The 12,577-nt window shown below is 73.0% G+C and carries 9 protein-coding genes and 1 tRNA gene; 5 read left to right on the top strand and 5 right to left on the bottom strand.

Annotated elements, in window-relative coordinates; all coding sequences use genetic code 11:
• Positions 1-28: 28 nt before the first annotated feature.
• Genes ACH4PY_RS30155 through ACH4PY_RS30140 form a run of 4 tightly spaced genes read right to left on the bottom strand, consistent with a single transcriptional unit; the run spans position 29 to position 4,861 of the window.
• Entirely contained in the window at positions 29-1,033 is a 1,005-nt protein-coding gene (locus tag ACH4PY_RS30155) for an ABC transporter permease (RefSeq protein ID WP_398189877.1), read from the bottom strand.
• On the bottom strand, positions 1,030-1,998 hold the full coding sequence (locus ACH4PY_RS30150; RefSeq protein ID WP_398189875.1) for an ABC transporter permease: 969 nt from the start codon (positions 1,996-1,998) through the stop codon (positions 1,030-1,032). The genes ACH4PY_RS30155 and ACH4PY_RS30150 overlap by 4 nt, the downstream gene beginning before the upstream one ends.
• Positions 1,995-3,698, bottom strand: a complete 1,704-nt coding sequence (locus tag ACH4PY_RS30145; RefSeq protein ID WP_398189871.1) for a sugar ABC transporter ATP-binding protein — start codon at positions 3,696-3,698, stop codon at positions 1,995-1,997. Before ACH4PY_RS30145 ends, ACH4PY_RS30150 begins: the two co-directional genes overlap by 4 nt.
• 44 nt (positions 3,699-3,742) lie before the next feature.
• The gene (locus tag ACH4PY_RS30140) at positions 3,743-4,861 is read right to left on the bottom strand and encodes an ABC transporter substrate-binding protein (protein WP_398189868.1); all 1,119 of its coding nucleotides are present in this window, start codon (positions 4,859-4,861) and stop codon (positions 3,743-3,745) included.
• 668 nt (positions 4,862-5,529) lie between these two features.
• Between ACH4PY_RS30140 and ACH4PY_RS30135 the strand changes: the two genes are divergently transcribed.
• The 3 genes from ACH4PY_RS30135 (at position 5,530) to ACH4PY_RS30125 (ending at position 9,038) form a co-directional block, all read left to right on the top strand.
• Positions 5,530-7,428 carry an arabinofuranosidase catalytic domain-containing protein gene (locus ACH4PY_RS30135; protein ID WP_398189982.1) on the top strand — a complete coding sequence of 633 codons (1,899 nt, stop codon included), beginning with the start codon at positions 5,530-5,532 and terminating at the stop codon, positions 7,426-7,428.
• Between the two features lie 130 nt (positions 7,429-7,558).
• A complete protein-coding gene (locus tag ACH4PY_RS30130) occupies positions 7,559-8,116 on the top strand; it encodes a DUF664 domain-containing protein (RefSeq protein WP_398189865.1) in 558 nt (185 codons plus the stop codon).
• An 88-nt stretch (positions 8,117-8,204) separates the two neighbouring features.
• Positions 8,205-9,038, top strand: a complete 834-nt coding sequence (locus ACH4PY_RS30125; protein ID WP_398189862.1) for a hypothetical protein — start codon at positions 8,205-8,207, stop codon at positions 9,036-9,038.
• Positions 9,039-9,098: 60 nt separating this feature from the next.
• Here ACH4PY_RS30125 and ACH4PY_RS30120 read toward each other — a convergent pair.
• A tRNA-Trp gene (locus ACH4PY_RS30120) sits at positions 9,099-9,173 on the bottom strand.
• Positions 9,174-9,287: 114 nt separating this feature from the next.
• Between ACH4PY_RS30120 and ACH4PY_RS30115 the strand changes: the two genes are divergently transcribed.
• Positions 9,288-10,688, top strand: a complete 1,401-nt coding sequence (locus ACH4PY_RS30115) for a hypothetical protein (protein WP_398189859.1) — start codon at positions 9,288-9,290, stop codon at positions 10,686-10,688.
• Positions 10,685-12,559: an AAA family ATPase gene (locus ACH4PY_RS30110; RefSeq protein WP_398189856.1), complete on the top strand. Its 1,875-nt coding sequence runs from the start codon at positions 10,685-10,687 to the stop codon at positions 12,557-12,559. The genes ACH4PY_RS30115 and ACH4PY_RS30110 overlap by 4 nt, the downstream gene beginning before the upstream one ends.
• The last annotated feature ends 18 nt before the right edge of the window (positions 12,560-12,577 follow it).

The raw sequence follows: 12,577 nt of genomic DNA, 5'->3' as shown, positions 1-12,577 counted from the left end.
GCACGCCGGGCACGGGCGTCCGGAGCGGTCACTCCAGTTGCTGGGTGCGGCTGAGCAGGGTCTGGAGCAGCACTACCACAGCGAGGAATCCGCCGTTGACGGCGTCGGTGAACGCCGATCCGTACTGCGAGAAGTAGTGGTCGATCAGATTGTGGATGACGGCGAGCAGCAGCACGCCGCAGGCCGTGCCGCCGACCGATCCGCTGCCGCCGGTGAGCAGGGTGCCGCCGATGACGACGGCGGCGATGGCGGTCAGTTCGTAGCCGACGCCGATCGTGGTGACGCCGGAGCCGAGCCGGGCGCCGCCGAGCGCCCCGGCCGCGGCGGCGAGGGTGCCGGACAGCGCGTAGACCAGGGTCTTGGCGCGGACTACGGGCAGGCCGAGCAGCCCGGCCGCGTTCTCGTTGCCGCCGATCGCGGTGAGGGTGGCGCCGAAGCGGGTACGGGTGAGCAGCAGCGCCCCGAGCAGGAACAGGCCCGCGACGATGAGCACCGGCGTCCACACGCCCTCGCCCAGCGAGCGGAAGGCGGAGTGCTGCGGGACCAGGTAGGTGGTGGAGCCCTCGTCGGTGACGGCCTGCATCAGCCCGCGCAGGCCGAGCAGCCCGGCGAGGGTGACGATGAAGGGCGCCATCCGGCCGCGGGCGATGAGCAGTCCCTGGAGCGAGCCCCAGGCCGCGCCGACGGCGAGTGGCAGCACGATCGCCAAGGCGGTGCCGTGCCGGGAGCCGTAGGCGCCGAGCACACCGCCGAGGGCGTACATCGAGCCGACCGACAGGTCGATGCCGCCGGTCATGATGACGAAGGTCATGCCGAGGGCGAGCAGCCACACGAAGGCGTTGTTGCCGAGGATGCCGCTGATGTTGGACCAGGTCGGGAAGGTGGACGAGGTCGCCGAGGCGATGGCCACGACCAATGCGAGGACGGCGAGCGCGCCGAGTCTCTGCACCCGGGCGGCGATCCGCTCGCCGGAGGTGGCGCGGGGTGCGGTGGCGGCGGCCGTGGTGGTGGGCGGCGCTGCGGTGGAGGTCATCGGGCACCCCGTTCCTGCGAGGCGTAGACGGCGAGGGCGATGATCGCGGCCTCGACCATCTGGGTGTAGGACGTGTGCACGTTGTGCTGGGTCAGCACGGCGGTGATGAGCTGCATGAACAGCGCGCCCGCGACGGTGCCGAGGACGCGCACCCGGCCGCCGCTGAGCGGTGTGCCGCCCACGACGACCGCGGTGATGGCGCTCAGCTCCATGTTGAGGCCCTGGTTGGCGGGGTCGGCCTCGGCGCCGTGCCCGACGATGAGCACCCCGGCGAGCGCGGCGAGCACACCGGAGATCACGTAGACGGTGACGAGCACGCGCCGCACCGGGAGGCCCGCGAGCCGGGCGGCGGGGCGGTTGTCGCCGATGGCGACGAGTTGCCGGCCGAAGGTGGTGCGCCGCACCAGCAGGCCGGTGAGCAGCGCGCAGACCGCGGCGATCCAGGCCATCTCGGGGATCCCGGCGACGTTGCTCGTGCCCAGGTCCAGCAGGGCGCCGTCGGTGACGGGCTTGGCGGAGGCGCCGTTGACGATCTCGGCCAGGCCCCGTACGCCGATCATCAGCGACAGCGTCGCCACGATCGGCTGGACGCGGGCGAAGGCGACCATGGCGCCGCCGACAGCGCCGGAGGCGGCGCCCATCAGCAGCGAGACGGCCAGCACGCCCGGCAGGCCGTAACCGGCGTAGAGCGGGACGGCGGAGGCGGCCAGCGCGATCACGGCGCCGACCGACAGGTCGATGCCCTCGGTGCCGATCACCAGCGCCATGCCGAGCGCGACCAGCAGGGTGGGGGCGACCTGGAAGAGCTGGACGCGGATGTTGCTCATCTCGACGAACGAGCTGTCGAGCCCCACGGCCACCAGGAAGAGCACGACGAGGGCCGCGTAGACGCCGTAGTCCTGCATCGTGCGCAGCAGCCGGGCGCGGTCCGGGACCGCCCGGCCGCTCCAGGTGAGGGAGGTCATCGCCGGTTCTCCTTGGCGGGTGCGGGCCCGGCGGCCGGGGCGGCGGCCCCTGCTCCGGGGTCCGGGTCGTCACGGTCGTCAGGGCCGTCAGGGCCGTCGGGGCCGTCGGGGCCGTCGGGGCCGTCGGGGCCGGGGTCGGGGTCCGGGTCGTCGGGTGACAGGGCGGGGGCGGCGGCGAGGGCGTCGAGCAGCCGCTCCTCGGTGACGTCCTCGCCCGCCAGGTGGCCGACGACATGGCCGTCCTTGAGGACGACGACGCGGTCCGAGCCCTCGATCAGCTCCTCCAGGTCGGAGGAGATGAGCAGCACGCCCAGGCCGTCGGCGGCCAGTTCGTCGATCAGGGCCTGGACCTCGGCCTTGGCGCCGACGTCGATGCCGCGGGTCGGCTCGTCGAGCAGCAGGGCCTTGGGATTCAGGCACAGCCAGCGGGCCAGCAGCACCTTCTGCTGGTTGCCGCCGGACAGGTCGCCGACCCTCTGGTCCGGTCCCGACGCCTTGATGCGCAGCCGCTTCATGAAGAAGTCGACGACCTCGTCCTGCCGTTCCCGGGAGACCAGGCCCGCCCGGGACAGCCGCGGCAGCGCGGCGAGCGAGATGTTCTCCCGCACCGACAGGCTGGGGATGACGCCCTCGGCCTTGCGGTCCTCGGGCAGCATCACGACCCCGGCCCGGATCGAGGCGGCGGGGCTGCGGCGGCGCAGCTCCTTCCCCTCGATCTCGACGGTACCGCTCTCGGTGCCCAGGGCCCCGACGATCGCCTTGGCCGTCTCGCTGCGGCCCGCGCCCAGCAGGCCGCCGAGGCCGACGACCTCGCCGGGCCGGACGTCCACCGAGACGCCGTGCACCCGGTGGCGCACGGTCAGGTCGCGGGCCCGCAGCACGGGTTCGGCCTCCGCGCCGTCGCGGCGGGCGGCGTCGAAGGCGGTGGTGCCCTTCTCCCGGACGGCGCCCATCTCCCGGCCGAGCATGAGGGAGATGAGCCGGAGCCGGTCCAGGCCCGCCATGTCGCCGGCGTGGACGACGGCGCCGTCCCGCATCACCGTCACCCGGTCGCACACCGCGTACAGCTCGTCGAGCCGGTGGCTGACGTAGACCACCGCGATGCCCTGCCGTTTGAGGCCGCGGATGACGGAGAAGAGGGTGTCCACCTCGCGGGGTTCGAGCGAGGAGGTCGGCTCGTCCATGATGACGACCCGGGCGTCGATCTGGACCGCGCGGGCCAGCGCGACCATCTGCTGCGCCCCCAGGCCCAGGGAGCGCAGCGGGCGGGTGACGTCGACGTCCACGCCGTAGCGGCCGAGGATCTCGGCGGCCCGCCGGTTCATCCCCGCGACGTCCACCAGGCCGAAGCGGCGCGGCTCGCGGCCGAGGAAGAGGTTGCGGGCCACCGACATCAGCGGGATGAGGTTGACCTCCTGGTAGATCGTGGAGATGCCCGCGGCCTGCGCCTCCAGGGGGTTGCGGAAGTCGCGGTCCCGCCCGTCCAGCCGTACCGTGCCGCGGTCCGGGCGGTGGACGCCGGTCATCACCTTGATGAGGGTGGACTTGCCCGCGCCGTTCTCGCCGATGAGGGCGTGCACCTCGGCCGGCCGCAGCGTGAAGCCCACGTCCCGCAGCGCGTGCACCCCGGCGAAGGCCTTGTCCACCCCCGCGACCTCCAGTACGGGGCCCGCGCCGGCCGCCTTCTGCTGCTGGACCAACTCTTCCTCCTGGTAGGGGTACGGACCGACGGGCGGGCCCGGCGTCAGTACACGAGGCCCTGGTCGAGAGCCTGCTGGGCGTTGGCGGTGGTGAAGTGGCCGTCCTTGATGATCACCTTGTCCGGCACGCCCTTGGTCCCGTAGAAGTCCTGGAGGGACTGGAAGGCGAGCGGCCCGAAGCGCGGGTTGGTCTCGATGTCGGCGGCCAGCTGGCCCGCGGCGACGTCCTGGACGGCCTGCTGGATGCCGTCGATGGAGACGATTTTGACGTCCTTGCCGGGCGTCTTGCCGGCGGCGCGGATGGCCTGGACGGCGCCGAGCGCCATCTCGTCGTTCTCGGCGTAGACGGCGTTGATGTCGGAGTGCGCCTGGAGCAGCTGCTCCATCACCTTCTGGCCGTCGGTCTGGGCGAAGTTGCCGGTCTGCGAGGCGACGACCTTGATGTTCGGGTACTTCGCCTTGACCTGGTCCTGGAAGCCCTTGGTGCGGTCGGTGGTGACGTTGTTGCCGGGGGTGCCGGTCAGGATCGCCACATGGGCGTTGCCGCCGGTGGCCTGGGCGAGGTCGTCGGCGGCGATCTGCGCCTGGCCGTAGAAGTTCGAGCCGATGAAGGCGACGAAGTCGGTGCAGGCCGTGCCGGTGACGGTCCGGTCGATGGTGAGGACCGGGATCTTCTTGGCCTTGGCCTGGGCGAGGGCCGGGCCGAGGCCGTCGGAGTTCTCCGGCGCCACGATCAGGACCTTGGCGCCCTGCGCGATCATGTCCTCGATCTGCGAGTTCTGCGTGTTGACGTCGGCGTTGGCGTTGCGCTCGATGAGCTTGACGCCGAGCTTCTTGGCCTCGTTCTCGATGCTCTTGGTCTCGGTCGCGCGGAACGGGTTGCTCGTGGACTCCGACTGGGAGAAGCCGACCACCGTGCTGCCGTCGGTGATGTCCAGCTTGGGGACGCCGCCGCCGTACTGCTGGAAGCCGCAGCCCGCGCCCGACGCGGAGTCGGTGGGGGTGACGACCTGCTGGGCGGCCGCCGTGTTGTCGGCCGCGGAGGACGAGGGGTCCGACGCCTTGGAGTCGTTGCCCGAGTTGGTGCAGGCGGAGGCGGCCAGGCACAGGCCGGCGGCGAGCACGGCGGCGGCGACGGACCGGGCCGGCGGACGGGTGGTCATACGACGGATCACATCCTCATCGAGGTGGTCGTGACGAGCGGTCGGGAACGGGTGGAGCCGGCGACCGGGGAACGGGCGGAACCGGGTTCCGACCGGTCGTGCGGGGAGGGCGGACCGGGCGGGAGCGGAGCCGTACAACGATGTAGAGGGACGATCGAGTATCGGACAGCGAGGTGTCAAGACGCGGTACGAAAAGCGTCCCCGCAAGGGCCCCGGAAGAGGTCTCGCGAGGGCCGTCCGCAGGCCCTGCCACACCCCCGCAGACCCGCTCCGAGCAGCCACAGTTCACCAACGGAGCGTTAAATGGCCTGTTCAAGCGGTTGGGTTGAGAGAGCGTCACCCAGCCTGCGGCCCCTTGTGGCGGCGAACACGATTGCCGCTGCGAAAGGTCTGGACAGGCCGCGCGAGGCATGCTGTCATCGTGCTGCCCAACGCTTTACATCGTTGAACGGCATGATCGAACGAGCGCAGTGCACGACCCTCTGACGGGTGGCGGCGGTGGTGGTGCCTCCGCCGCCGCCACCTGCACGGCGCCCAGCGGGTCGGCAACCGCCGCCCGCCGCTCGGTGGCCGGGCGGCAGCTCCCTTCCCCCACTCCACAGGAGCGCGTCATGCGACAGACACCACGTGCCACGTCCGCACCACCCGGCACGGCAACCCCCCGCACCATGTCCCCGCACATCCCGCAGGGCCGCACGGCGTCGTCCCGTGCGGCGGCCCTCCTCACGGCGGTGCTGCGCCGCCCGGCCCATGCCCTCGGGTCGGCCGTGGCCGTCCTGGCGCTGGTGCTGGGCACCCTCCTCGCGCTGCCGGCCACCTCCCAGGCGGCCGGCTCGCTGCCGTGCGACATCTACGCGTCCGCGGGCACCCCCTGCGTGGCCGCGCACAGCACGGTGCGGGCTCTCTTCTCCGGCTACAACGGCCCGCTCTACCAGGTCACCCGCGCCTCGGACGGCGCGACCGCCGACATCGGGCTGCTGGCCCAGGGCGGTTACGCCGACGCCGAGCACCAGGACACCTTCTGCGGCGGCACCACCTGCCGCATCAGCAAGGTCTACGACCAGACGAGCCGGCACAACGACCTGCTGCCCGGCCCGGCCGGCGGCGCGGGCGGCGCGGACCGCGGCGCGGACGCGAGCGAGATCGCCGTCCACGCGGGCGGCCACAAGGTCTACGGCATCTGGGTCTCGCCGGGCGTCGGCTACCGCTACACCGGTGTCGCCTCGGGTGTCGCCGTCAACGGCCAGCCCGAGGGCGTCTACATGGTCGCCAGCGGCACGCACGTGGGATCGGACTGCTGCTTCGACTACGGCAACGCCGAGAGCACCCCGTACGACACCGGCAACGGCCACATGGACGCCGTCAGCATCGCCACCACCTGCTACTTCTCCCCCTGCACCGGCTCGGGCCCCTGGGTCGAGGCGGACATGGAGAACGGCATGTTCCAGGGCGACAACGGCTCCAACACCGCCAACCTCGGCAACAGCAGCCCGTACGTCACCGCCGTGCTGAAGAACAACGGCCAGACCACGTACGCGATCAAGGGCGGCAACGCGCAGAGCGGCGGGCTGTCCACCTGGTGGAGCGGCGGGCTGCCGACCCGCAGCGGATACCGGCCCATGCAGCAGGAGGGCGGCATCATCCTGGGCACCGGCGGTGACAACAGCAACCGCAACATGGGCACCTTCTTCGAGGGCGCGATGGTCGCCGGTTACCCGACCGACGCGGCGGAGAGCGCCGTGCAGGCGAACGTCGTCGCGGCGGGCTACAGCGGGCAGACGAACGTGCCGGGCGGCCCGCAGGGGACGATCACCGGTCCCGGCGGCAAGTGCGTGGACGTCGCCGCGGACGACACCGGCACCAACGGCACCGCGGTACAGCTGTGGGACTGCCAGACCTACGCCGAGGACCAGCACTGGGCGCACAACGCCAACGGCTCGCTGAGCACGATCGGCCGCTGCCTGGACATCAACGGCAACGGCACGGCCAACGGCACCGAGGTCGAGCTGTGGGACTGCAACGGGGTGGGCGGCCAGAAGTTCGTGCAGCGCGCGGACGGCTCGCTGTTCAACCCGCAGTCCGGCCGCTGCCTCGACTCGCCGAACGGCGCCACCGCCAACGGCACCCGGCTGCGCATCTGGGACTGCAACGGCTCCGCCGCCCAGCGCTTCAGCGTCAACGGCGGCGCCCCGGTGGCCGCCCCCGGCGGCAAGTGCGTGGACGTCGCGTCCGACGACACCGGCACCAACGGCACCGCGGTACAGCTGTGGGACTGCCAGTCCTGGGCGGTCGACCAGCACTGGTTCCACAACGCCAACGGCTCGCTCGGCACGCTCGGCCGCTGCCTGGACATCAACGGCAACGGCACCGCGAACGGCACCCAGGTCGAGCTGTGGGACTGCAACGGCGCCGGCGGGCAGGTCTGGAACCAGCGCTCGGACGGGACGCTCTTCAACCCGCAGTCCGGCCGCTGCCTGGACTCCCCGAGCGGGGCAACCGCCAACGGCACCCGGCTCCAGATCTGGGACTGCAACGCCTCCGCGGCCCAGCAGTTCGCCCTGAGCTGACCCCTCGGGCCCTGATCGGGACGGCCCGGGGCACGGGGGTGCGGCTCCCCCCCCCCGTGTCCCGGGCCGTCCGCGCGTCCCGGCGAAACCCACTGGCGCGGGGACGCGGTGACGGTCGAGCATGCGGGTCATGAGCGATCGACCCGAGCGATGGACGCAGGCCACCGTCTACCCCGACATGTGGACCGACCCCGACGACGACCCGCGCGAGAGCGGCAGCAGCCCGGAGGGCGAGGTGGCCACGCTGCACGACTACCTGACGCACTACCGGACGACCGTGCGGATGAAGTGCGAGGGCCTGGACGCGGAGCAGCTGGCCCGGCGTTCCGTACCGCCCTCGACCATGTCGCTGCTCGGCCTGCTCCGGCACCTCGCCGAGGCGGAGCGGGACTGGCGCAACTGGCTCGGCGAGGGCGAACCGGAGCCGAAGCTCTACGGCCCGAAGGACACCGACTTCCTCGGTGCCGTCGCCGACCCGGCCGTGGTCGAGGCCGCCTACGCCCACCTGGAGCGCGAGCAGGCCGCGACCGACGCGGCGCTGGCCGCCCACCCGGACCCCGGCGAGCGGGTCGGCGCGGAGGGGATCGCGATCCGGGAGATGCTGGTGCACCGGGTCGAGGAGTACGCCCGGCACAGCGGCCACGCCGACCTGCTGCGCGAGTGCGTCGACGGCCGGGTCGGGCAGTGACCCCCGGCCGCAAGCCGCGAACTCCCCACCGGCGGGCGGCGGGAGGCCGGGACGCCGCACTGTCGGTGGCGGGCCGTACCCTGTGCGGGTGACGGACGCACGACTGGACGCGCTGCTGTCGGCGGCCGACCCCGGCGACGAGCAGCGGATACGGGAACGGCTCGGCCTGCCCGACGGGCAGGACGATCCCCGGGACGTCCGGCCGCCCGCGCTGTGGAGCGCCGTGCGGTGGGTCGCGGCGGCCCGGGTGCCCGCCGCTGTGGCGCTGTGGATGCTGGAGTGCGACCGGCCGGAGATCAACGAGATCGTCTACATGGGCGCGCGGGTGAGCCCGGCCGTCCGCCGGGACATCCGGCTGGGCCTGCCGTTCGGCGACCCGGGCGGCGAGCTGCTCCAGGTCCCCCGGCAGGTCCGCACCGCGCGTTCCGAACTCGCCGACGTCGGCGCCGACGAGGCCGTCGCCGCGCTGCGCGCGGTGACGACGATGAAGGCCGGACGGGCGGCCGCCGCCCTCGTCCGGCGCGAGCACTGGGACACGGTGGACACCGCGGACCGCGCCCGTCCGCTGCCGGGCTACGCGCGCTGGGCGCTGGCGATCCGGATCGACTGCCCGCACGCGCTGCGGGAGCGGCTCGGCGCCGGGCACCCGTCGTTCGCGCACCGGATGCGGCAGGCCGGGATCATCTCCCGGCCGGGCACGTACGTCCGCGAATGGGGCCCCGCGCGGGATGTGCTGGAGGTGCTCGCCGCCGGGCGGTGGGCCTTCCCGGCCCGGCTGCGGGAGGCGCGGGACGAGCTGCGGCCGCTGGTCCGCGAGCGGCTCGGCGGGAACACCGAGGCGTGGGCGGTGGCGGCCCAACTGCTGCCGACGTTTGCCGGGACGGTGCCGGAACTGGTCGTGACGGCCGGCGCCGTCGCCTGAACCGCCGTACCGGCGCGGCGCGTTGCGTCGATCCGCCGGTACGGACCGGACGGCGGAGGGTGCGGGGCGGCTGGATTCGAACCAGCGTGATCCGGTTTTGGAGACCGAGCGTCTGCCTCTGCGCTACGACCCCGCGTGGCGATCCTAGGACGTGGCAGCCCTGTGGAAAACCCGGCGGCACTGTCGCGGCCGGCTGGTACCAATGGATGCGTCGGATCGGAGCAGGGCAAGCACGGGGGGGCAGGGCACATGGGGTACGGGGAGCGGGTGCGGCACCGCCGTGTCGTCGACCTGGCGGACCGCCGGGCACTGGAGCGGTGGCGGCCGGCCGACGCGGAGGTCACGGCCGAGGCGCGGCGGCTGAAGGAGGCGGCGCTGCTGGACTTCGGGCTGCGCGAGTCGGCGGTGGCGTCCTGGCTGTACGCGAAGTGCCGGCACCAGATCGCGACCACGGCGGTCGGCACCGCCGCGGTGGTGGCGAGCGGCGACGGCAGCTGCCTGCTGCTGTACAACCCGGAGTTCTTCGTGGCCCTGGGCCTGGACGGGGTGAAGTTCGTGCTCTTCCACGAGGCGCGGCATCTGGTGCACCGCCACCTGTTCGCCGAACCGGAGCTGCGGGCCGACCCGGTCTTCACCCTCGCGGCGGAGGTGTCCATCAACCATGTCGCCATGGTGCGGCTCGGCAGCGACACCCTGCCCCTGGTCGACGGCGAGCCCACAGGGATCGACCCGGCGGGCGTCCACCGCGCCTACACCGAGGACCTGCTGGCCCACGCCCGGGATCCGGTGGACTACGCGGCGTTCACCGCCACCGACATGTCCGTCTTCCGCGAGCTGAAGCGGATGCGGCATCCGCCGGTGCCCGAGCCGCTCTGTCTGCACCTGACCGACGCGTCGGTGCCCGCCGACCAGGAGACCGTGGCCGGGACGGCCGATTCGGTACTGCTCAACGCGCTGCTGGCCGCGCGCCGCGGGCACGCCGGGGCCGAGCGCGAACTGCTGGACCTGATGAACCGCACGGAGGGGGCCGGTGAGCGCGTCTCCCGGCTGTGGGGGCGGCTCGGGGCGGGCGTACTGCGCGGCACGGCCGCCGCCACCGGCCGGGTGGACTGGTGGCAGCGCTGGCTGGTGGACGTCCTCGCGTCCAGGCTGCGGGAGGGCGAGCGGCTGGTCTACCCCAAGAAGCGCGGGGCGCTGCTGGCCGCGCTCGGCGCCGACCCGATGCTGTCGCGCCGCGGCCCGGTCCGGGACAAGGTGCTGGTCGTCGCGTACGACACCTCCGGCTCGATGCCCGGCCACGTGGTGCACTGGCTGACGCAGCTGGTCGGCGGGATCGACGGGGTGCAGGCGCACTGGCTGTCCTTCGACGGCATGGTGATGCCCTTCCGCCCCGGCGAGCGGGTCCACGGCGGGGGCGGCACGAGCTTCGCCGCGGTCGCCGACTACGTGGAGGGCCGCACACCCGTGGACGGGCGGCTCTTCGAGGAGCGGCCGGACGCGGTGGTGGTCCTCACCGACGGCTACGCACCGCACATCACCCCCGCCGAACCGGACAAGTGGATCTGGCTCATCACCGAGGGCGGCGACGACTGGCCCGACGCCCACCACCCGCCGATGGCCTGCCATCGCGTCACGACAGGATCGACATGACCACCACCGTCACCCCGCCCCCGCCGCCGGGCCCGCCCCCGGTGCCGCGCGCGTGGCGGCCGAACGCCACCTACCCCCGGCCGCCGGAGGGCGCGGCGGCCGTCTCCCGGCTGGAGTCGTTCATCGACGCGATGATCGACATGGGCCAGACCGGACAGGTCTTCGGCGAGCACGGCATCGGCAAGACCGCGACCTTCTTCTCGCACATCGCCGAGGCCTACCCGCAGGCCGCGCTGGTCTTCGTCCCCGCGGCGAACCTGACCCCCGACGACCTGCTGGTCAACGCGCCCGTGCGGGACCCGGCGACCGGCGAACTGGTGCTGCGCCAGCTGGTGATGAGCCAGCTGAAGCCGGGCAGGCCCTTCGTGCTGCTCATCGACGACTCGCTGCAGGCGGGCGAGACGATCCAGAGCCAGCTGATGCAGGTCGCGTGCAACTGGACGCTGGGCGATTACGACCTGCGCGCGCTGGGCTGCGTGGGCGTCTTCCTGACCGACAACGAGTCGCTCGCCGAGACCGCGGCCCGGCGCAGCGACCTCGCGATCCTGGACCGCATGGTGACCGTCCGGATCACCGCCAACGACACGGCGTGGCGCGTCAAACTCGCCCAGAAGTACCGGGACTGGGATCTGACCGGGGTGTTCGCGGTGTGGGCGTCCCTGTCCCCGGCGCTGCGCGAGGCGCTGTCGCCGCGGACGGTGGACCATGTGCTGGCCAACGCCCGCGAGGGCTTCCCGCTGCGCTGGGGGCTGCCGCTGGTCAACGGCGAGCGGCTGCGGCTCACCGAGCCGCAGCCCGACGGCAGACCGGGCCCGGACCGCACGGCCGAGGTGCTCGACCGGCTCGCGGCCGCGCTCGGCGTGCCGAACCCGGCGACCGTCGCCGACCCGGTGCGCAAGGTGCTGCGGGCCGCGCTGCGCAACCGCTGGTCGGTCCTGCTCCAGGGCCCGCCCGGCTGCGGGAAGACGGAGCTGGTGCGGCAGACGGTGCGCGACGAGCTGGGCGGCCGGGAGGCGCTGTACTTCTCGCTGCCGGTCACCAACGTCGAGGATCTGTGCGCCCCGGTGCCGACCGCCGACGGGTCGCTGGACAACCTGCTGGCCCAGGGCTTCACCGGGCCGGAGCCGAAGGTGATCGTCTGGGACGAGTACAACCGCCCCAAGGACAAGGCGGCGTTCGCCAAGCTCATGGAGATCACCCAGGAGTGGTCCCTCGCGGGCCGCCCGATACCGGGGCTGCGGGCGCAGATAGCCCTGCAGAACCCGCCGTACCACCTGGGCCGCAAGCTCCAGGTTGCGCGCAACAACATCGCCCAGGCCACCCGCTTCACCGCCTCGCTCACGGTGGAGCCGCAGGACATCCCGGCGAACGAGTGGCTGATCGCCAAGTACGGCGCCGTGGCCGAGACGGTGCTGGAGTGGTGGAAGCACGACATCGACGAGGAGGGGCGCGCCTGGATCACCAAGCGCACGATGGAGCGGCTGGTCAAACTGCACCAGCGGGGGCTGCCGCTGGAGATGGGCACGGTGTACCTCGGTGACGGCGAGTACGCGCCCGTCCCGCTGACCGCGCTGGCCGAGCGGCTCAGCAACCGGCCGGTGACGGGCCTGCGGGAGCTGGCGGCCGACGTCGGCCGCTGGGAGGAGCGGCTGCGGCAGGCGGCCGAGGGCTCCAGCGAGGGCGGCGCGGACAGCGACGTGGTGCACCAGGTCATCGCCAACGCCGAGCTGTCGCAACTGCGGCGGCACCGCAAGGCGGTCACGCGGCTGGTGGCGCTGCTGCCTCCCAAGCTCCGGGCGACGTACCTGGTGGGCGCGTCGGACGCGCACCAGCGCTTCTGGATCGAGGTGTTCGCCGCGCTGCCGCGCTGAGCCCCCGCGTCCCGCGCC

This window comes from Streptomyces sp. NPDC021224, from assembly GCF_044332905.1.
Classification (GTDB): Bacteria; Actinomycetota; Actinomycetes; order Streptomycetales; family Streptomycetaceae; genus Actinacidiphila.
This window is presented reverse-complemented; position numbering and strand designations above follow the sequence as displayed.